The sequence below is a fragment of the Luteibacter pinisoli genome, from assembly GCF_006385595.1.
Taxonomy (GTDB): domain Bacteria; phylum Pseudomonadota; class Gammaproteobacteria; order Xanthomonadales; family Rhodanobacteraceae; genus Luteibacter; species Luteibacter pinisoli.
On record NZ_CP041046.1, the window covers coordinates 1,970,503 to 1,991,350 of the forward strand.

Below are 20,848 nucleotides of genomic sequence, written 5' to 3' on the forward strand. Positions count from 1 at the left end.
CACCGGCCACGCCGGGGCAAGGGGTAATTCGATGAGTGGGGAACTCGTTCCTTTCGCGGGCATGCTGCCCGCCTTGCTGGGTGAAGCACGCAGGCGCCGCCTCACCATGGGCATGGTATTCGCCGCGATCGCGCTGGTAGCGCTGGTGGTGGGCATGCTGTGGCCGAAGAAGTACGAAGCCTCCGTGACGATCCTGGCGCAGGAGTCGAGCATCATCACGCCGCTGATGGAAGGCGCCGCCTCCGCCACCGGCACGAAGAACCGCGCCGGCATCGCCCGCGACGTGATCTTCAGCCAGCGCGTACTCGACACCGTGCTGAAGGTGGGCGGCTGGACCGCGACCAATCCCTCGCCGGTGGAACGCGACAAGCTGGTGGAAGGGATCAAGGCGCGTACGCGGATCATCAACACCCGCGAAAACCTGATCACCATCACCTATTTCGATTCCGACCCGCACCGCGCCTTCGAAGTGACCCGCGCGTTCGGCCAGCTGTTCATCAGCGAGAGCCTCGCCTCCAAGCAGCAGGAAAGCCGCGAAGCCTACGAGTTCATCAACAGCCAGGTCGAGGCCTACCGCGCCAAGCTGACCGATGCCGAGGACAAGCTCAAGGCGTACCGCGATGCCAACGCCGATGCGCGTCCGGGCAGCGAAACCGATACCAACTCGCGGATCAGCCAGCTGCGCTCGCAGATTGAAACCAACCGCATGGATTACATGCAGAAGGTCTCCCAGGCTTCCGCCCTGGCGTCCCAGCTCAACGGCGAATCCGAAGTCAACGCGGTCCAGACCGTCGGTGGCGTGTACCAGACCCAGCTGGCGGACCTTCAGGGCCAGCTCGACAAGCTGCTGCTGAGCTACACGGACGACTACCCGGATGTGATCCGGCTGCGCCACCAGATCGAAGACACGCGCAAGCAGATGGCTTCGGCTGATGCAAACCGCGCGGCGGGCGGTGGGCCCCAGGTGGACCACACGGTGGCGATGAACCCGGTGTACCAGCAGATGCGTATCCAGCTGGCGCAGACGCGTGCCGATGCCGCCGCGAGCAATTCCCGTGTCGGTGCCAGCGAATCCATGCTGCAGGCCGAGCTGGAGCGCAGCAAGCGCATCGCGAATTCCGAGAACGTGGTGGCCGAGCTGACCCGCGACTACAACGTCAACCGTGACGTCTACCAGGATCTGCTGAAGCGCCGCGAGAACGCCCGCGTGTCCATGAACCTGGATGCCGAGCAGCGTGGCCTGAACTTCCTGGTGCAGAACCCGGCGGTGATGCCGCTGGTGCCCTCGGGCCTGCGCTTCATGCACTTCGGCCTGGCTGGCCTCGCCCTGGCGCTTGCCGTGCCGCTGGGCCTGCTGTTCATGGTGGCGCGCTTCGACCCGCGTGTTCGCTCGGTGGCCCAGCTGGAACGTGCCACGGGCTTCCCGGTGCTCGCCACCGTGCCGTTCTATCCGACGCCGCGCGACCGCCGCCGTAGCCACCTGCACAACATGATGCTGGCCACGATCGTGCTGGGCGTGGGCATGGTCTACCTCCTCGTGATCTGGCTGCGCCTGAAGGGCTAAAGGACATTCGATATGGCCGTCAACAACATCGAACTCGGCGACGTGATCGCCACCGCCCACGACGACGCGCACGCCACGCCGAGCCATTCCATTGCGCGGATGCGCGAGGAACAGGGCGCGCTGGCCCCGATCGACTGTGAGCGCAAGCGCCTCATCCATCGCGAAGAGTCGGTGCGCCAGCAGTCCGATGCCTTCCGCGGCATCCGCACGCGCCTGCTGGAGATGGGTGGCGACAGCAACTTCATCACCCTGGTGTGCTCGGTGAGCCCGCGTTCCGGTGGCAGCTTCGTGTCGCGCAACCTGGCCACGGCCTTCGCCTTCGATGAGTCGAAGACCAGCCTGCTGATCGACTGCAATCTGCGCTACCCGAACCAGCACAAGGCGATGGGCGTGGAGCCGGCGACCGGTGGCCTCGTCGATTTCCTCGAGCATCCGTCACGCGGCATCGCCTCGATCATGTACCCGACCGGTGTACCGCGCCTGCGCATGATTCCCGCGGGCAAGGCGCGCGAGAACAGCAGCGAGTACTTCTCCTCGTTCCGCATGCGCGCGGTGCTTGATTCGCTGCGCTGCCGCTATCCGGACCGCTACCTGTTCCTGGATGGCCCGCCGGTCAAGGGCGCGCCGGACGCACGCATCCTTTCCGACCTGGCGGATTTCGTCGTGCTGGTGGCCGGCTATGGCCGTGACACACCGGCCGCGATCAACCAGGCCGTCGCCAACTTCGACCCCGCCAAGCTCGCGGGCGTGGTGTTCAACGAGTCACCGTGAGCCTCGGCTCCAGGGGAGGGAACATGCCGGCAGTGAAGAGGCTCGCCCATGCGGTGTTGCTGGGCCTGGCCTGCGCGCCCGCGATAAGCCAGGCGGGAACGCTGGATTACACGCTGTATGCGGGGCTCGAGCACAGCAACAACATCGCGCTGTCGCCGGACAACCCGATCAGCGAAAACGTGCTGACGCCTGGTGGCACCTTCCAGTTCACCCAGCTCGGCTCCACGTTCCAGGCCAACGTGGCCGGCACGTTCGAGTACCGCAAATACCTGGAAAACCATTTCGATTCACAGACGCAGACGCAGATTGCCGGGCAGGGGAACTGGACGATCATGCCGGGCCGCCTGGATTTCTCCGTCGAGGATTACGCCGGCGTGCAGCCGGTGGACCAGCTGCAGTCCGATTCGCCGGGCAACCAGCAGCAGACCAATGTCGTGGCGCTGGGCCCCACGCTGCACATGCGCTTTGGCGATGCGACGCGCGGCCAGGTGGAGCTGCGCTTCATCAACAGCTACGCGTCGCGGGTGAACGAGTTCGATTCCAACCGTGGCCTGGCCGCGTTCCGCCTCTTTCGGGACCTCACGCCGACCGACACGCTGTCCGGCAACGTCGAGTTCCAGCACGTGAACTTCTCCAACCAGCCCAGCAGCGCCGACTACGATCGCAAGGAAGCCTTCCTGCGCTACACCAGCCAGCTGGCGCACTTCGATGCGGATGTGTCCGTGGGTGGCACGCAGCTGGACTTCAATGAGGGCAAGGACCGCTCGGCGCCGCTGGTTCGCCTGCAGATTGGCTGGCAGCCCACCTTGCGCAACTCGCTGACCGTCGCGGGCGCGTATCAGTATGCCGATGCCGCGACCGACCTCATGACCGCGCCCACGGTGTACGGCCTGGGCAGCGACGCCAATGCCGACCGCGTCGAGGCGCTCGACCCGTTCGCCAACACCGGCGGCCTGGGCCGCGGCAGCCTCTCCGGTATCGCCGTGGGCAGCGCGGTGATCGGCTCGCAGGTCTACAAGGAAAAGCGCTTCGAGGCGACCTGGAACTGGAAGGGTGAACGCCTGGTGCTCACCGTGTCGCCGGCGTGGAACCGCCTGCGCTACATCGACGATGGCACCTTCGACCAGACCGGCAAGGGCCTCAGCGTGGGCGTCGGCTATCGGGTAACGCCCACCTTGACCCTGTCGGGCTTCGGCACGGCGGACCGCACCAACTACGAAACGATCGACCGTCGCGACACCACGGTCCGCCTGGGCCTGGACCTGGCCCAGCAGTGGAACCGGCACTGGAGCTGGCATGTCTCCGTGGCGCGCGAACACCGCACCAGCGACGCCGTTGGGCAGAACTACCGCGAAAGCGCGTTCTTCGTCGGCGTGGTCTACCGGAGGTAAGCATGCGAACCGACCCCGAACTGCCGTTCTTCTTCGGTGCCGACAGCGGCCTGTTTGGCATGTACCACGCGCCGGCCTCGACACCGCGGCGCGCCGTACTGATGTGCCCGCCGCTGGGGCAGGAACTCATCCGCACCCATCGGCTGTACCGCCAGCTGGCCCAGGCGCTCGCCGCCCAGGGCATCGCGGTGCTGCGCTTCGATTACCACGGCACCGGCGATTCGGCCGGTGACAGCGCCGAGGTGGACTGGCAGCGCTGCATCGGCGATGCCGTGACCGCGGCGGGCGAACTGCGTTCGCGGGCGGGCGTGGATCGCATCGTGGCCTTCGGGGCGCGGCTTGGCGGCAGCATCGCGCTGGGCGCGGCCGATCGGGCCCGCTTTGCCGAAGTCATCGCGTGGGATCCGGTGATCGACGGCGACGACTACGTCAGCGCGCTGGATACCATGCAGGCCGCCCTGCGCGAAGACGCCGACCGCTTCAACCAGCCGCGCACGCACGCGGACGTGGCCGAGCAGTGGCTCGGCTTCGATATCGGCGACAGCCTGCGCAAGCAGATCGCTGCGCTGAAGGTGACGCCGGCCAATGTGCCGACCCTGGTCCTGGATTCGATGCCCGCTGGCGCTGCACCGCGCTGGGAGCCGCTGGTGTCGACGCGAGGGCGCGTCGCCGCGATCGCACCGCCCACGCCGTGGAATGACCTGCGCCGGCTCGAGGCCGCGATTCTTTCCCACCCCCTGATCCAGGCCGTTACCGGCCGCATGGCGGAGGACGCGTGATGCGCGAGGAAGCGTTCCGATTTGGCCGGGCACGGCACCTGGTCGGCATCGCCGGTGTCCCGGAGGGGGCCTTCGGCGAAACCGGGGTGATCGTGCTGAACGCAGGCATGGTCCATCGCATTGGCCCGTTCCGCCTGCACGTCGAGCTCACCCGGCAGTTGAATGCCGCCGGCTACCCGACGCTGCGCTTCGACCTCTCCACGCTCGGCGACAGCGGCGCCAGCGGCGGTGGCCTCACGCGCACGCAGCAGGTCTGCGCGGATGTCGACGATGCCATGAAGCTGCTCGCCGAACGCGCGGGTTGCCAGCGCTTCGTGCTGGTCGGCCTGTGCTCCGGGGCGCAGAACGCGCATACGGTGGCGGCCAGCGACCCGCGCGTGTCCGGTGCCGTGTTCCTCGATGGCTACGCGTATCGCACGCTGGGCTACAAGCTCCGTCATTACCTGCCACGCGTGCTGGACCCAGCGCGCTGGACGCGCTTCCTGCGTCAACGCGCGGGCGGCGGTGGTACCGACAAGCCGGCGCCTGAGCCGGTGTTCTCCGTGGCGCCCGCGCCGCGCGAGGAAGTCATCGCGGATTTCACCGGCATGGTAGGCCGGGGCATGAAGCTCTACCTCGTCTACTCCGGCGGCATCAGCTACGCGTTCAACCACGCGCGGCAGTTCCGCGAGTGCTTCGGCAAGGTGATGGACCACCCCGGCGTCACCACCAGTTATCGCTCGGAAACCGATCACACCTACATTCTCACCGGCGACCGCGCGCGGCTCGTCGACGGCATCGGCGGCTGGCTGGCGCGGAATTTCCCGCCGGCAGCGGGGAGGCAAGCATGAGCACGGTCCTGGTTACCGGGGGTGCCGGATACATCGGCAGCCACACGGTGCAACAGCTGGTGGCGCGCGGCGAGCGCGTGGTGGTCATCGACAACCTCTCCACGGGGTTTCGCGAAGCGGTCCGCGGTGCGGCCTTCGTCGAGGGCAACGTAGGTGACTGCGACCTCGTGGCGCGCACGCTGGAAACCTACCGCGTGGATGCCGTGCTGCACTTCGCCGCGCATACCGTGGTGCCGGAGTCGGTGAGCGATCCGCTCAAGTACTACGGCAACAACACCTGCAACACCCGCAACCTCCTGGCTTCGTGCGCGGCGGCGGGCGTCGACAAATTCATCTTCTCGTCGACGGCGGCGGTCTACGGCACCACCGACGCTGGCGTGGCGGATGAAGATACGCCGACGCGGCCGATCAACCCATACGGCACGTCCAAGCTCATGTCCGAGACGATGCTGCGCGACTGGTCGGCGACGGGTGCGATGCGCCATGTGATCCTGCGCTATTTCAACGTGGCCGGTTGCGACCCGGAAGGGCGCATCGGGCATTCCACGCCCCAGGCCACGCTGCTGATCAAGGTGGCCTGCGAGCACGCGGTGGGCAAGCGCCCGAGTATTGGCATCTACGGCACCGACTACGACACGCCGGACGGCACGGGCGTGCGCGACTACATCCATGTGGACGACCTGGCAGCGGCACACCTGCGCGCGCTGGACCACCTGCGCAGCGGCGGCGATTCGCTCACGCTGAACTGCGGCTACGGCCACGGCTACAGCGTGCGCGAGGTGGTGGATGCCGTGGCCCGCGCGGGAGGCCATGCGTTGAATATCGTCGAGCATCCGCGCCGCCAGGGCGATATCCCGAAGCTCATCGCCCGCAGCGACAAGCTGCGCGCGGTGCTGGGCTGGGAGCCGCGGTACGACGACCTCGATTTCATCGTGCGCACCGCGTTGAGCTGGGAATACCAGCTGGCCGGCGTGGTACCCATCGCGTCCGTGGCATGAACGCTGTCTCTGCCCGCACGCGCCGGTTCCTGTTCCTCCTGGCGTGCCTGCTTGCGCTGGTCTCGGTGACCGGGCCGGACGCGATGTCGGTGGACGGGCTTCCGCCCGCCGTGCAGAAGATCGACGTGAAACGCGTGGCCGGGCAGGGTGATGCCTTGCCGGTGTCCGTCGGCATTCCGTTCGCTCCCGGCGTGTTGAAGGATGCGCACGACCTGCGGATCCTCGATGTCCACGGTGTCGAAGTCGCGTCCGATGTGAAGGTCATGCTGACCTGGCACTTCCGTGACGGCAGCATTCGCGCCGTGCGCGCGCAGTTTCGTGGTGCGCAGGGAACGTACTACTTCGCCGTAGGTGCGGCACGCCAGGCCACAGCGCCCGGCTGGCCCTACGCCGACGGTCTGGTGAAGGGTAAACCGGCCGCCCTGGCGACACTCACGCCGCAATGGCTCACCGCCTCGCTCATCGCCGGCCCGCAAAGCGTGGCGGCCAAGGGCGAGGCGTACGCCGGTTATGTGGACGCGCAGTTTGCATGGGCCCACGAGATGCCGGTAAAGGACACCACGGCGTGGCTGTTTGATCGCCCGTCGACCCTTTTCAAGGCATATGTGCGTACCGGGCGCGCCGACTACCTGGAAGCGGCCGAAGAGAGCTATCGCTGGTACATGGCCGGCATCAAGCGGGATGGCTTTCCCATGAGCCCCTCCTGTGCCGGCGGCTGGCTGCCGGATGGCAAGCCCTGCGACGTCAAATACGTTTACATCGAACCGATCCTGCTGGCCGTGGGCCTGACCGGCGACGACAGCGTGCATGACGCCGCGACGGTGTCGAAGATGACCGAGCTGTGGGCCACCGGCGGCTGGAATGCGGCGCCCGGTGCGTACACCGCGCCGAAGGATTACTTCACCGAGCGCCTCGCCGGGCTGGGCCTGATCGAGACCGTGGCCGCCTACGAGCTCACCGGCGACAAGCGCGACCGCGAGCGCATCGACCAGCGGGTGGGCTGGCTGGATGCCCACCAGCGCCACAATCCCGATGGCCTCGGCGACGACGGCTCATGGCGCAACAGCTGGAACGTGCACGAGAACGACCCGAACGGTGCCGATGACGTACGCGGCGCCTCGCCGTGGATGAGCGAGAACATCGTCGACGGCCTGTGGCACGCGTGGCTGGTGACGGGCGACGCACGGATCCCGCCGATGATCGTGGACTTCGGGCGTTACCTGGAGCGCTACGGCTGGATTGATCCGAAGCTGCTTGTGTCGCCGCATGACTGGCGCAACAGCTGTTCCGGCCCGAACGGGCAGATTGCGTGGTACTGGTCGTCGTCGCAGGCCAAGCCGGCTGAGCTGACGAAGATCCAGGAATCCGAGGGCTGGTACAGCGATGGCCACACGGTGGAGCTGGGCCTGCCGGTCGCCGCCGCGCATTATTTCGAGAGCGATGCATCGCGCGCTGCCGCGCTGGCGAAGCGGTTCTCGGCGATAGCGGACTCCTACGCGCCGTCCTGCGCCGCCATCTCGGACACCGTACGCCGCTTCAACTGGAATAACCGCGGCGCCGGCGTGGCGCAGTGGATGATGGCGCAGCCGGCAGGCGCCGGGCTGACGCCGGAAGGGCGCAAGCTCGCCACGGGGCACGCGCCTTGACCCGCCGTCTCGACGTCCTCCGCAGCGTGGGCATCGTCACGGTGTCCACATACATCGAGTACGCGCTCGGGCTGCTGATGAGCGTGTGGATCGCCCGTTCACTTGGGCCTGCGGATTTTGGTCGCTACGCCTTCACGGTGTGGCTGTGCGGCTGGCTGATCGTCTGCTCCAACCATGCACTGACCACGTCGTCGACCAAGTTCATCGCCGAAGCCGATGGCATGGGTGATCCCCGCCTGGCGTCCAGCCTCGCGGCCCGCTTCTCGCGGATCCAGGGCTGGAGCTCGCTCGGCGTCATCGGGCTGTTCGTCATCGTGGCCGCGCTGTTCCGCCCTTCGGAGTGGGACCAGTCGCTGCTGCCGATCATGCTCCTGGTGGTGGTCGCCGTGGTCGCCAAGGCCAACTACGCCATGCTGGTGGCCGTCGGCAAGGGCCAGGAACGTTTTGAGCCCGAGGCCGTCGCCACCGTGATTGGCGGCATCGTCGGCATGTTGTTGGTGTTGGGTGCGATGTTTACCCATGCAGGGCTGCTGTCCTTCGTGGCCCTGTTCACCATCGCCTGCCTGCTGCTCAATCTCATCAACCGATTGATGTACCGCCGGCTGTGCCGTCCGTTCGAGCCAGGCGAGATTCCGCCCGCGATGACCGCGCGGGTGAACCGGCACCTGAAGCTCACGGCGACGCTCGTGCTGATGGGCTCGTTCCGCACCGGCACCATCGAAGTGTTCATGCTCAATACGTTCACCGGCTCGGTGGCGGTGGGCTACTTCGCCATCGCCGGCACGCTGACCCGCGGCGCGGTCCAGCTGTTCTCGGTGGGGCTCACCTCGACGTTGCTGCCGTACATGGCCAAGACGTATGGCGAGAGCGGTACGGCCAAGGCGGCGCGGTTCCTTTCGGAGGCGACGCGGTTCTATTGGGCAGTGGGCATTGCCATTGCGGGGCTTGGTGTCGTGACCACGCCCGAGATCGTGCGCCTGATGTACGGCACCCGGTATGTCGACGCCATCCCGGCCATCGAGGCCACGCTGGTGCTTGGCGGCCTGTTGCTCATCGGCAACGGCATCGCCGCATTCCAGACCGTCGTGGATCGCCAGGACGACCGCGTGCGCATCGCCGTGGTGGCGCTTGTCGCCAACGCGGTGGCGGGCGCTGCCTTGATTCCGCCGTTCGGCTTGGCCGGCGCCGTGGGTACCTACGCCACCACGCGCATCGTCGAGATGGGCCTGGCGGTGCACTACCTGCGCAAGGCGACCCAGGGCGGCTTGCCCTTGGCGGCGATGGTGCGGCTCTTCGCGGTGGGCCTGGTGGCGATGGCCGCCGCCTGGGCCGCGACGGAGGCCACGCCTTCGCGGCTCGGTTTCCTTGTCGGCGCGCTGGCCTTCGTGGCCATCTACGTTCCGGGCAGCGTGTGGGTGCGCTACTGGTCCGCCGATGATCTCCAGTTGATGGCAGGCATCAGCCGCCGGTTGGGTCCACCCGGGCGTGCGCTGTCGCGTGTCCTCGCCATCGTGCCGCCCTCCGCGGCGAAGGCAAGCTCATGAACTACCTGTGCTCCATATTGCGTACCCTGGACGCGCTGCGCGCAGCGCGCGATGAGATGGCCGCCCTCGCCGATGCGCCCGGTGGGTGCGACGGCATCTTCCAGCACCCGGACTGGATCGCGTACGAGGTAGAGAGTCGCGATGACGGCACCATGCCCCATGTGATCGTCGTTCGCGACGGGGCAGGGCGCATGGTGGGCTATGCACCGTTCCTCGCTATCCGGCATACGGCACGGCTAGACCTTGGCGGACGTCGGGTCAGCCTGTATCGCGGTGAAGCGCTGCGTTTGCTTGGCGCGGGGATCGTCGCCGTAGCGGCGGAGCGCGCGACCGCCACACTGGCCATCGTTCGCCAGCTGCATGGGGACATCGATGTCCGCGTCATGCGCATCCAGGAAAGCCCGCTGCCCAATACCTTCGCCGAATCGTTGGGGAAGGGCGAGGATATGCGCCTGGTCTCGGCGAATCTCCTTGACCAGGTGCAGTGGACCATCGAAGGCCAGGCCTCCTCGGAGGCGTGGCTGGCCCAGATGGACAAGAAGCGCCGGACGGATCTCACCCAGCGAATTGGTCGTGCGTACCGGAAGCTCGGTGGCGACGCCGCGCTGCATGTCTTCGATACGCCGGAGGCCATGCCCGAGTATTGCCGGCTTATGAACGAGCTGTATCCGCGCACGTGGCATCACGACGACCTTCCCATCCACTGGGATCACCCGCTGCGGGTGGCGTTGTTCCAGCGGCTCGCCGCGGCTGGCCATATCGTGGGCCACGTGGTGCTTCGCGATGGGCAGCCCCTGGCCTATGTCCACGGCTACCGGGTGGCGGGTACGTATCTCGTCGATGACCTTGGCTATGACGAAGCCATCGCGAAGGTGGGCATCGGGTCGGTCGCCGTGTTCCAGGCCATCAAGGCGCTTCTCGACCGGTTCCCCGGCGAGAACGTGAGCTTCGGTTACGGCGACAACCAGTACAAACGCCTTCTTGCCACGTACAGCCAGCCCTGCGGCTCGCTTTACGTCGTACGCTCAGCGCGTGCCACGGCCGGCTTCCATATGTATGCGCCAGTGAGGTGGCTGTACCGCGGCCTGCACCGCGTCCGGGAGGACATGCGCTCCCGGAAGCGCGGGCAGGCCACGACGTCGCCTGTCACCAGGTGAGCGTGAAGTTGTCCAGCTGCGCCGTGACTCGCCTGAACATGCCCGTGGTGTCCTTGCGGACGACGATGGACCCGATACGTTCACCGTAGTCCGAAGCCTGCAGATGGACCCAGAGGCCGGGCAGGCCACTGATCGGGACCAGATAGATGGCCTGGGACACCGTGTGGCCTAGCTCCCCGCAGATGTCGACATGCAGGATCGATCCACCACCACCCGACCCGCTCGCGCCGTAGCCGAAACGGACTGATTCGCAGGGCTCGGCAAAGTCCACATGCATGGCGACGCTGTCATCGGACGAGCACAGGAAGGTGCCGTCGTGAAACGGCGCGATCCCCTCCCGGCCACCACGGACCGACCAATCACCCCGAATAGGGGTAAACGTCATGAAGGGGCGCTTCAACTGATCGATCCGGCGATGGGCTAGGCCATTGAGGTCGTCCAGTACCGTACGCGGCATCGCTTGCGTGAGTTGCACGCGCAGCTCCTGCCATTCGGAGAGCATCGTGTGCACGCACTCCTGGCGTAGCCCGCGCGGCGTCTCCACTTCGGCAAACGTCTTTACCCGGTAGCCGACACGAAGTACGCCGCGATCGAGCCGCGCCACTTCGTGCGCGGGCACGTGGAAGCACAGGCCGCCACGGCTGCGCGCCTCGTAACCCAGGGCAACGTCGCCGTGATAGGTCACTTCGCCATCGGCGGTCGTCCCGAGCCATACCAGGTGGCACTCATCGTCCGGGGCGATCCCTGGCCACGACGGCACGGTCACCGATGCGCCACCCTGGGCACGTTGTGGGTCGAGGACCGCGCCATCGGCCTGTTCGACGATCGGCTCGGCAAGGTGCGGTGGCGCACCCAGGACCTTGACGCGGCGCTTCAACGAATAGCGGGGCGAGAAAGCGGAAGGATTCACCGTGTAGTGGAGCAAGCCGGAGCCGCCGGCCACGCGGCCCAGCAGGCCCGCGGGCATGTCGAAGTCCAGCGTCTGCGCCTCGCGCCGTACGGTCCGCGGCACGGAGGACCAGCTCTCCGGCTTGCCGCTCGCCGTGATCCCGTCCCAGTAAAGCGTCACGCGGTCGTCGATCCGGGCGCCGTGACCTTCCACGCGAACGCACGGGCGCTGCGTTGCGGCCGGGTCGGCGGGGTAAGCATGGCCTTCGTCGTCCAGGGTGCCTTCAAGCCAGGGCGCCGGCGCGTCGGCACCCGTCGGCGGCACGGGAACATCAATGGTGGGTGCCCAGCTTGAGCCGTTGCCGGAGGCGTCGTGCACGTGCCAGGTGACGCTGACGTCGTGCAGACCCTCAAGACCAAGTAGCGGCTCATCGATCGCAGCCAGGAGCGGAAGGCCCACCTGGAGTGGGGATACGGGGGGAAGGGCGATGAAGCGGTCGTGCCACCTGACAACGATATGGTCACCCGGCGCCATCGATTCATAAGGCGGAATCAACACGTGTGCAGCGGAAGCGCCGCTTACGAGTTCACCTTGCATGCGCACCGGTTCGAGCGCCTTTGGCGCACGCTGGACGCCCGGCACGTAGGGCGGTTGCCCAGGTGCGCTGAGCTTGATGCTCAGGTTATCCACCTGCGAAAACACCTGGTGGCCGTTGCGATACAGGTCCAGCACAAGTGAGTACGGTCCATCTACACGTGTGTCGAAGGCGGACAGCGGCACCTGAAAGCAGATGGCGCCCCGGTCGACCTCTTCGTCATAGATACGCGCGATGACGACGGTATCGAGGCCGTACATTGAGAGAACGACTTCGTCGCCCTCCAGGAAGCCGTCCCAAGGTCCGACCCGGGCGACGAAGTGTTCCACGTCGCCTCGGATGATCGAGGCGCGGCCGATATTCTCGCCATCAGACATGGCGAACTCAATGCAGAGAGGGGAGGTCAGGCTACGATTATTCGTGCCATTCATGGCATGCATCTCCAGCAACGTCCTTGAAGTAGGGCGCGCGCTCCGGACGGAAAGAACGCGCGCCATGCCGATTTACGCTTGCGGGACGAAAACCATCCACACCGCGGCCGATTGAAGCGGTCCGCCGAGACCCTCGGCGCGACGGGTCTGGCGCTCGCCGGTATTAGGGAACACGACCACCCGCATCTGCTGCTTGGGAAACAGCAGCCGCGTCACTTGCGATGTCCAGGCGGCGTCGGCTCGGACACCAGGCGCACCGCCATAAGCGGCGCGCATGGCATCCCAGTCCGCAGGTGACGGCGTGCGACCATTTCTTGCTGTGGTCTTGCGATTCGCCTCATGCCATAGGTCAACAGATCCGAGATCCACCAGGTGGAGCACATTGCTGACGGTGATCGGATACGAGGCCGTTTGCCCGCGCACGTCCGTGACCGTCACGATTGCATCGCCGTTGCGAAGCGATACGACCTGCCCCGTGGCTTCATCAACGTCGACAGCGCCGCTGGAGACGCTGTAACGATACGGCGGAACACCGCCGGTCGCCACGCGCGAAAGGAAAGTGCCCGGTGGCGGGAAAGCTAAGGGCTTCTCAAGGCGGATCATGTTGCCGGAGAGGGTTGCGGGGGTTGAGTCGATGCTCAAATCAGGTGTCAGCGCGGTGACCGAGAGCTCAAGCCACGGAGACGGAAGCTGGGCGATCGGCGACATCGTGACTGCGCCCTCAGATCGGACCAGGGTGTGCAGAGCGACGCTATAGCGAACGCGCAGCGTGCCACCTGCCAGCCGGTCCACCTCGTCCTCCGGAACGACGAACGTCAGAGCGTCTCCTTCCTCGAGGTCAGCTCCCGTCAGTGCCGAGCGAAAGTAAGTAGGCTGCCCGTCAGCTCGGCGACCCACCCATTCGAGATCGCACCGATCCTCAGGACTCATGCCGGGCCAAGGCTTAACGTCAACGTGCGCGCCGCCCACCGTGCTTTTTGGGTCAAGCGTGTGACCAATGGCCTCGCGCAGCTCTGGCGGAGGAAGCGATGGTGCCACGCCGAGGATCGAAAGCGCGCGCCGACGCGAAGAGATCTGCTTGCCCGCAGAGACGAATCGGTATTCGACGGTCGCTTGACCACCCGCCAATTCGATGACGTAAGCGTTAGGGATAGGGAAATCGAGTGTCTGGCCCGGTCGCGCGACAGCCAGGGGCTCGGTGACATACTGTCTCGTCTTACCCGCTGCCGTTACGCCACTCCATACGACTGAGATGCGGTCTCCGACGAGCACGGGATGGTTTTCTACACGGACGACCACGTCGGCCGCGCCGACCTGGTTCAGGTCAAGCGCATTGCCACTGTCACCTACGGTGCCCAGCACCCAAGGCGCCGACGGAGACGAGCTTTCGTCGGGCGGAACATCATGCTTTGCCGCCTGCGACCAGCGCGACCAGTTTGCGACCACGTCATGGATCTCGTAGCGGATCGTGATCTCTTCGCCCGCCGTGGCGGCAGCGGTATCCCGGCTAATCTCAATACGGACAGGCTGCCCGACCTCGTCTCCGGAAAGGCCGGGTCGAGAAGCAGATGACCCCTGCCAAAGAACGTTAATCACATCGCCAACGGCCATATTCTCATAAGGCGGCACGACGACGGTGATTCCCTCGAGACTGTCAGGGAGCGGCAGCGGCTCGATGGCGGGCTTTGCAAGCCGCTCATTGAGATACGGCGTTGCCGGATCGGGATCCAGGCCGCCTGGCACTGAGTACTTTACGCGTACCGTGGCGCTCTCCGACTGCTCGACCTCGCCGCTATCCACCGTGGTGATCCTGGCGGCGACCTCCATCAGTCCTTCGCCGGCCTTCCGGATTCTGGAGACGGGAACCGCGATAAGCGGCGTGCGATCGTCCTCATCGCGGACGATATGGCGCGCAATGGACTCAAATTCGGGACCCCAGAGGATCTCGATAGCGTCGCCCGCGATCAGTCGACCCCACGGGCCGACCTGTGCGGTGATGCTTCGTGTCGGGTCGGCGACGATGTCGTCATAGCCCAGACCGCCATCATCGGCTTCGCGAAACTTGGGCGGGGTAAGGGTGAGGATGCGCGGTTGATCTGAACCGATCATGCAATTACTCCAGGTTATTGTGGCGGAATCAGCCCTGCGGAAGTCGAAGGACGACAATCACTTCCTTTAAGCTCGAAGCGCCTGACCCCACGGCGTTTGTTACGACGTGCGAATATTCGAAATGACCGTGATTCAGACGCTTCGCTGGTTCGATAGGAAAGTCGATGTCGATATAGATGGCGTCGCCCGTGAAAGGATCCGCTTCGCGTTTCGGAACAAGGTCGGCCGCAGTAACACGATGCTTGAGCTCGCCACTTGCTTCGGGCACATATTTGCCGCCGTCATATTTGTCAAAGGCGTTGTAGGTAATGGTGATTTCATCGCCATCCTTCATGTTTACGTATTCAAAGATGCGAAGCTGCGTATATCCGTTGATGAAGTCGGGGAAGCGGATGGCGTACCCTTGCTCTTCTTCGCGCTCGCGTGCCTTGATAAAGGTCGACGGGCTCAACGCGGCGCCGGCACCGGGAAGTGCGTCAGCCGAATGAATACGGACGTCCTGCGACGGTGACTTTGCTTTTGCAACGTGTGGTTCGGTGGATAAGAGGCGCGTAACCTCATAGGCCATCTTCACCAGTCCTGTGTGTTCTCTCAGCGCCTTAGCCGGAATCGTAACGATGATCGGATAGGGTTCATCCATCACCACGTGCTCGGCGACAACCGTTCCATCTAGTTCGACGCTGATGCGGTCGCCTTCGTCGATACCATTGCCAGCACGAGAAACGTGTGTCGGTGCTGGGATGAAGGCGCTGGCTGGCTTCGTGGAATCCTCAAAACTGATGACGTTGTCAACGGGTCCCGTTGCGCCACGGAGGACAGGCAATCCTAGCGCCTCGTTTTCGGGCGTCGCGGGGAGGGGATCCCAGCCGCCAGGAAGCGTAGTGTCGAATTGGTGCACGACGGCTTCTGACGTACTTTCTACGCCGAAGCGCCTGTGTACGTAGTGGAATTGCTGTGTAAACGGCTGGTCAGTCATTCCATCGGCAAAGCTGACGACGGTGGCATAGTCAAGGGATACGGTTTTCAGCGGGCCGTTGTCGAGGTCGTCTTCATCGATCTCAAAAGGCATGAAGGCTCGATCGCCAACGAACAACTGAATCGTGTCACCAGCGTGTGCCTGTGGAATGAGTGCGGGAATACGCACTTGGAGCGAAGGACGAATATCTGCGTCCGTCAAAAGACCGTCGTCTGCGCCCTCGACCATGGGCGGGGGAAGCTGCTCTGGGCTATCCAGGATGGAGAGGTTGATGGGCGTTGTAGCCGAGGAGGTACTCTTGATTGAGGCCGCGTCTACGACGTGATAGTAGAAGTCGACACGACCAGCAGCATTGATCTTCTCCAGAATGCTGCGGTCAAATCGCACTTCCATGGGTCGACCATCGGTGAGCGCGCTGATCGTGGTTGCCGCGAGCTCTTCATTGGTCCCTCGGCGTTTCATGAAAACGTGAATAGTGTCTCTAGGATCGATTCCCGCGTAATCAGGGATGATGCCTACAAGAGCGGCATCGGGAAGGTCAAGAAGCCCACGAAGCGACAAGCCGTCGAGTTCAATGCGTTCCTCGAAAACGATTCGCGGGAGGTACCGGCCGCCGGCGGGTGAACGATCGAGGTAGATGAGTGTCTTTCCCGAGCTGATCCGTTCGCCGATCGGGCGCTGCTGCGAGATGTACGACAACGCATGGATGCCGTCCTCCAGATCGTCGATCCGATCCTTCGGGATGTGGAGTTCGACATACGGCGAATCTTCTCCTTTGTATTCAACCTTAGTCTCGATAAAGGTCTGGCCGTTCACGGCAGCCGAAAAGAGATCTCCCGGCATGGTCACATAGCCAGGGACATCAATGATGGGTGCACATACGACCAGGAACGGGTCAAAGGAGGAGATGGGTAGAAGCCCGTCGGAAAGCGCGGCAGGGACTACAGGCTTCAGATGATCAAAAGAGGTGTCAACGGACCTGATGGTCTTGACCATCTTTACGGCTTGCGGCTGTGCGTGTTGCCCGTCTGTCAAGGACGGCGACAACAGGTAATCTCTTTCATTCATACGTTTGCGTCTCTCGTTTGGTGGAGAGAGAACGATACGAGTCGAGGGGGCGCCTGAATGTCGGGTTCACCCTGTCGCGGTGATCCCATCTTCCGCCGATCGATGTAGTCCTAACCTTGCTTTATGTAGGGGTACTTTCTCTAGCCGTGCTAACTGACATGCGTTCGGAATGAGACTACGCCGAGAATCGGGTTTGTCTTACACCTGGCACGGTCGCAGTTCGCGTCTAATTTCCATGAGCGTGGTTCGGAGCTCGTTTTCCGTACCGATCTGTAGTGCGATGGAGAAAAGATGGAAGGTAGTCGAGTAAGGCAACGTGTTGCGGCAGCAGTGATGGCTGCGGGAAGTATTGGCGAATATCAGCTCGTCGAAGCTCGTAGTCTCGGCCGCGGCGACGTTCTCGTGGTAGAGGGTCCACATGGAGTGCCTGACGCATGGGATCTGCAGCAGGGCGCAAGCTTGTCTCTGCTGAATGGGGCGCGAGCAAAATTCGTTGAGATCTACGATGGTACGTTGCGCATGAGCTCTGCGCGCGTCGATTCGTCCGATCAAGGTATCGAGTTGCTGTCGGGTGCCATTGACATCGCGGGATCAACAGTCAAGGCAAACGACGGCATCGGCATTTATCTAAACCACATGGCTGGGGGAGCACCTCCGAATACCCTTCCGACCGCCAGGTTGAGCGAAAGCACCGTCTCGGGCACATCTGCTGGGGTAGTGATCGATGCCGGCGGATCGCTCGATGCATTCAGTTCACATGTCGAGGGCAGTGGCACTGGAGGCACAGGCCTGATCCTCATTACCGGCACGGCGCGTCTGATGGCTGGCACCGAGGTCCATGGTGATGGCGATGGAGTACAGCTCCGTGCGCCCGGGAGAACGACGGGGGGAGGAAGGCGTGAGCTGTTCGTTGAGGCTTCGAAAATCAACGGGGTAAACGGAGCCGCCATTTCGGTTGAGAGAACGTCGAACGGTACGGAGGAAGCGCGCGTCGTGCTCAGGTCGGGGGCAGAGCTCACCTCGAAAGCAGGGGTCGCGATCCGAGTTGGTGAGGCTGCTCATTTGGACCTGGATGCGGAAGGGTCATTCATCCGTGGCGATGTCGACCTTTCAAAGATGGCGAGTGCCGACATTACTCTCGCTCGGGATACGTCATTACTCGGGCACATCAGGGGCCAGGCCAATGTGACCGTTGATCACCATGCAGCGTGGATGGCGGCGACGGATAGCCGGGTGGCGACATTGCGCCTGGCAGGAGGTGCGGCCGGATTCAGCGATGGACGTACCGGACGGCGACTGGAGGTTGACGGTGCCTTTGTGGCGGCTGGCGGCGAGGTGTTCTTGCAAGCCAGTCCGACGGCCGCTACTGGCGGGACGTCATGGACTAGCGACAAGTTGCTGATTGGCGGCGACGTGACGGCCACGAGCCCCGTGAACCTGGTCGTCTCGCTTGCAGATACTCCTGCCCACACTGATAGGAATGAGAACCACCTAGCAGACAATAACGAGGGTGCAAGCCTCGTCCAGGTGGCCGGTGCCTCAAGGCCAGGCGCGTTTAGGTTGAAGGGTGGTTATCTTGTCGCCGGCCCCTACCAGTACGAGCTCAAGGCGTTCGGTCCTGGTGAAACAGATGAGTCAGAAAGCCATCTCAAGGACGCGAAGCTGAATTGGGATTATCGGCTCGTGTCTCGCACCGTCTGTGAGACATCATGTGGTGGCGAAACAGGGTCGGGCGAAGGTCCAGAAGGAAAGCCCCGACCCGCGGTCGCGCCGCAGGTAGCATCGTATATTTCCACGCCCGGGGCAATTTTTGCTTACGCTGAGGGCATGTTCACGAATCTGCATCAACGTCTCGGGGAGATCCGCGACCAGGATTTTGAAGGGAAGACCGGCGGTGAGTTATTCGCTCGGTTCTCGGGAAGAAATCAGAGATATAGCAGCGGTCGCGCCTTTTCTCGTTATGGCTACGACTACGATCACACGATGGAGGCGTGGCAGTTCGGCGGGTCCATTGTAGGCCTCGACGGAGATAACGGTTCCGTGCGCGCCGGCTGGGCATTCGATCGCGGACGGTCGTCGATCGTGCCGCACGCGGTTGATGGCGAAAGCGTGACGCGATTGCGTGCAAATGGCACGTCCGCTTGGATTACGTGGAAGGGCGGGAATGGACTTTGGGCTGACTGGGTTGTCAGTCGTCAGCGTATTCGAGGAGCCACCGATACCCTCGTCGGAGGAAAAGGTGTTGGCCGGATACGAGCGACGGCAACCGGGTTCTCCGCCGCCTTTGGATGGCCAGTGCAGGTCGGTGCGCAATGGTCTGCCGAGCCCCATGTTCAGCTGTCTACCGGGAGCGTACGCCTCAAGCCCATCGAGGGCCACGATAGCTTGAACGTGACGTTCAAGGGCCATCGGTATGTCGGAAAGACGGCTGGTGTAGCCATCGCGCGTACCGATGAGCTATTCGCCCCTTTCGTTCGCCTCGACGTCAGCACGACGTCTGGTAATGCGACTGTGGCAGCCGGCGCGAGCGGTTTGGCTCCGGCGGCACGCTTTTCATCGGGTAGCAACGGTAGTGAATACGCCGTCGCCGTTGGCGTAAACGCACAGTTGACACCTCGGCTGCAGGCATTTGGCGAAGGAGGATACCGACACTATCTCGGCGCCGGCGGGTTCCAGGGTTGGACCGGCCACGTAGGCTTACGGATGACACTGTAGGGGATCACGAACTGGCGCAACAGTGTCGCGCCAGTTCGTTTTCTACTTGAATTGGCTACTGCTGTGGCGGATCAATCCTCGCAAATGCGATTTTCGACGGCACATGAACACCCTTCCGTACAATATCGTACTGACAAGGAATGCCGCCCTCAGTCCACGCTTCGCGCCGCGTCTCGGTCTGTACGATATCGTGCGGAATCGAAACACAGAGCATGGGGTCATCGCCAATGTCCCCCAGGCATAGCGGCAACGCGGGAAGACTGCTGTCGCCGAAGTGCAAAACCACGATATCTCCCGGGATCGGCGCCGGAGTGCTTCGGGGGATGTCGACATGCAGGTGTGGTTTCACGTCGTGCTCGGTGAGGCTGCCTTTCTCCATGCCCCGGATGATCGGCGGCGGGAGGACGCGCGGCGCACCGCGCCCGAGGATCCGCAGGGATGTTGACGGAGAGGCCTGGCTACGGTTCCCCGCGATGTCAGTGACGTAATACCAGACGTCAAGCGTGCCATCGCAGGCAAGGGCGTCGATCATGCCCAGGGTCAGGCGGATTTTGACCTGGCACGGACCATCCGCCACCTGCATCTGCCGGCCGATGAAGTGCTCATCCGTCGACCCGCGCATCCGTAGATAGAAATCCAGTGCATCGTCGCGCGAGATCTCACTGTAAGGTGGGACCGTTCCGACGAGCTCTGCATTTGGTAGGGAATCCAGGTACGCAGCGGATACCCCGTCGAGCTCCGCGCGCTCCGGAAAGATGATGCATGGAAGGAGTGACCCGCTGGGCGGCGTGCGATCGATGCGGAAGGTGCCATGTTGGGACTCCTGGATGGTCCCGATGGGAAGGGGCGTGATGCGATAAGCGATCGAGTGAGGGCCGTCCGCAAGGCCTTGGATGAGTTCTTTGGAGAGTTGGAGTTCGATAACGTCCGGAACCGGATCGGGCAACACCGTGACGGACGACGGGATGATTGCACCATCTAAAAGGACCGCGCAGAGGTCGCCCGGCCACGTAACGTAGCCGGGCGTCTTGACGGGAGCGGCATGAACACGGATGCCCCGCTCAGGCGTGTCATGGGGAAGGGTCTGCCCATCACCCAGGACATCCGGTAGCACCGGCTTGCTTTCGATGGGGAAGATGGTCGCCGTGGTCGTTACCACGCCGCGTTCGCCCACGTGGTCCATCCTTTTGGCGCGTTTCTTTTTCGTCACTATCCTTCCTTGTGGCAGTCATGGGTGCCGGGAAGTGTGTCGAATCGAACAGGACCCAAGTAGCGGTAATGCTTGCAACAAGTGGCAGCGGTTTCCGTCAGTTGACGTACGAAAAAGCCCTCCGCCATGTAGGCGAAGGCCTAGAGGCTCCGCTTCGAGAACCCGGCCCTTGACC

At 63.9% G+C, this 20,848-nt stretch carries 14 protein-coding genes; 10 read left to right on the forward strand and 4 right to left on the reverse strand.

Annotation, left to right across the window (positions count from 1 at the left end; genetic code table 11):
• Nucleotides 1–31 precede the first annotated feature (31 nt).
• Genes FIV34_RS09090 through FIV34_RS09130 form a run of 9 tightly spaced genes read left to right on the forward strand, consistent with a single transcriptional unit; the run spans nt 32 to nt 10,680 of the window.
• Nucleotides 32–1,564, forward strand: coding sequence for an XrtA system polysaccharide chain length determinant (locus tag FIV34_RS09090; protein ID WP_139981780.1), 1,533 nt, complete (start codon nt 32–34; stop codon nt 1,562–1,564).
• A 12-nt stretch (nt 1,565–1,576) separates the two neighbouring features.
• Complete coding sequence (locus FIV34_RS09095; RefSeq protein ID WP_139981781.1) at nt 1,577–2,335, forward strand: P-loop NTPase family protein; 759 nt, start codon at nt 1,577–1,579, stop codon at nt 2,333–2,335.
• A gap of 23 nt (nt 2,336–2,358) precedes the next feature.
• Nucleotides 2,359–3,726, forward strand: a complete 1,368-nt coding sequence (locus FIV34_RS09100; RefSeq protein ID WP_139981783.1) for an outer membrane beta-barrel protein — start codon at nt 2,359–2,361, stop codon at nt 3,724–3,726.
• Between the two features lie 2 nt (nt 3,727–3,728).
• On the forward strand, nt 3,729–4,505 hold the full coding sequence (locus FIV34_RS09105) for a serine aminopeptidase domain-containing protein (RefSeq protein ID WP_139981785.1): 777 nt from the start codon (nt 3,729–3,731) through the stop codon (nt 4,503–4,505).
• The gene (locus tag FIV34_RS09110; protein ID WP_139981787.1) at nt 4,505–5,335 is read left to right on the forward strand and encodes an alpha/beta fold hydrolase; all 831 of its coding nucleotides are present in this window, start codon (nt 4,505–4,507) and stop codon (nt 5,333–5,335) included. The genes FIV34_RS09105 and FIV34_RS09110 overlap by 1 nt, the downstream gene beginning before the upstream one ends.
• Entirely contained in the window at nt 5,332–6,333 is a 1,002-nt protein-coding gene (gene galE / locus FIV34_RS09115; protein WP_139981789.1) for a UDP-glucose 4-epimerase GalE, read from the forward strand. The genes FIV34_RS09110 and galE overlap by 4 nt, the downstream gene beginning before the upstream one ends.
• Complete coding sequence (locus FIV34_RS09120; protein WP_139981791.1) at nt 6,330–7,979, forward strand: hypothetical protein; 1,650 nt, start codon at nt 6,330–6,332, stop codon at nt 7,977–7,979. Before galE ends, FIV34_RS09120 begins: the two co-directional genes overlap by 4 nt.
• Nucleotides 7,976–9,523 (forward strand): oligosaccharide flippase family protein, encoded by a 1,548-nt coding sequence (locus FIV34_RS09125; protein ID WP_170207554.1) that lies wholly within the window; start codon nt 7,976–7,978, stop codon nt 9,521–9,523. Before FIV34_RS09120 ends, FIV34_RS09125 begins: the two co-directional genes overlap by 4 nt.
• Entirely contained in the window at nt 9,520–10,680 is a 1,161-nt protein-coding gene (locus FIV34_RS09130; RefSeq protein WP_139981795.1) for a GNAT family N-acetyltransferase, read from the forward strand. Before FIV34_RS09125 ends, FIV34_RS09130 begins: the two co-directional genes overlap by 4 nt.
• Here FIV34_RS09130 and FIV34_RS09135 read toward each other — a convergent pair.
• The 3 genes from FIV34_RS09135 to FIV34_RS09145 form a co-directional block, all read right to left on the reverse strand.
• Complete coding sequence (locus FIV34_RS09135) at nt 10,670–12,541, reverse strand: hypothetical protein (RefSeq protein WP_139981797.1); 1,872 nt, start codon at nt 12,539–12,541, stop codon at nt 10,670–10,672. The two genes, FIV34_RS09130 and FIV34_RS09135, sit on opposite strands and share 11 nt — an antisense overlap.
• Nucleotides 12,542–12,667: 126 nt before the next feature.
• Nucleotides 12,668–14,704 (reverse strand): hypothetical protein, encoded by a 2,037-nt coding sequence (locus tag FIV34_RS09140; RefSeq protein ID WP_139981799.1) that lies wholly within the window; start codon nt 14,702–14,704, stop codon nt 12,668–12,670.
• A 28-nt stretch (nt 14,705–14,732) separates the two neighbouring features.
• The gene (locus tag FIV34_RS09145) at nt 14,733–16,676 is read right to left on the reverse strand and encodes a hypothetical protein (RefSeq protein WP_139981801.1); all 1,944 of its coding nucleotides are present in this window, start codon (nt 16,674–16,676) and stop codon (nt 14,733–14,735) included.
• Nucleotides 16,677–17,039: 363 nt separating this feature from the next.
• Between FIV34_RS09145 and FIV34_RS09150 the strand changes: the two genes are divergently transcribed.
• Entirely contained in the window at nt 17,040–19,463 is a 2,424-nt protein-coding gene (locus FIV34_RS09150) for an autotransporter outer membrane beta-barrel domain-containing protein (protein ID WP_139981803.1), read from the forward strand.
• Between the two features lie 55 nt (nt 19,464–19,518).
• Here FIV34_RS09150 and FIV34_RS09155 read toward each other — a convergent pair whose 3' ends face one another.
• A complete protein-coding gene (locus tag FIV34_RS09155; protein ID WP_139981805.1) occupies nt 19,519–20,673 on the reverse strand; it encodes a hypothetical protein in 1,155 nt (384 codons plus the stop codon).
• Between the last annotated feature and the right edge of the window lie 175 nt (nt 20,674–20,848).

Excerpts from the sequence above, each read along its gene's own strand:
- FIV34_RS09095 (WP_139981781.1), top strand. The coding sequence starts at position 1,577 with ATGGCCGTCAACAACATCGAACTCGGCGACGTGATCGCCACCGCCCAC.
- FIV34_RS09120 (WP_139981791.1), top strand. The coding sequence starts at position 6,330 with ATGAACGCTGTCTCTGCCCGCACGCGCCGGTTCCTGTTCCTCCTGGCG.
- FIV34_RS09100 (WP_139981783.1), top strand. The coding sequence starts at position 2,359 with ATGCCGGCAGTGAAGAGGCTCGCCCATGCGGTGTTGCTGGGCCTGGCC.
- FIV34_RS09140 (WP_139981799.1), bottom strand. The coding sequence starts at position 14,704 with ATGATCGGTTCAGATCAACCGCGCATCCTCACCCTTACCCCGCCCAAG.
- FIV34_RS09105 (WP_139981785.1), top strand. The coding sequence starts at position 3,729 with ATGCGAACCGACCCCGAACTGCCGTTCTTCTTCGGTGCCGACAGCGGC.
- galE (WP_139981789.1), top strand. The coding sequence starts at position 5,332 with ATGAGCACGGTCCTGGTTACCGGGGGTGCCGGATACATCGGCAGCCAC.
- FIV34_RS09145 (WP_139981801.1), bottom strand. The coding sequence starts at position 16,676 with ATGGTCAAGACCATCAGGTCCGTTGACACCTCTTTTGATCATCTGAAG.
- FIV34_RS09090 (WP_139981780.1), top strand. The coding sequence starts at position 32 with ATGAGTGGGGAACTCGTTCCTTTCGCGGGCATGCTGCCCGCCTTGCTG.
- FIV34_RS09110 (WP_139981787.1), top strand. The coding sequence starts at position 4,505 with ATGCGCGAGGAAGCGTTCCGATTTGGCCGGGCACGGCACCTGGTCGGC.
- FIV34_RS09135 (WP_139981797.1), bottom strand. The coding sequence starts at position 12,541 with ATGTCTGATGGCGAGAATATCGGCCGCGCCTCGATCATCCGAGGCGAC.
- FIV34_RS09150 (WP_139981803.1), top strand. The coding sequence starts at position 17,040 with ATGGAAGGTAGTCGAGTAAGGCAACGTGTTGCGGCAGCAGTGATGGCT.
- FIV34_RS09130 (WP_139981795.1), top strand. The coding sequence starts at position 9,520 with ATGAACTACCTGTGCTCCATATTGCGTACCCTGGACGCGCTGCGCGCA.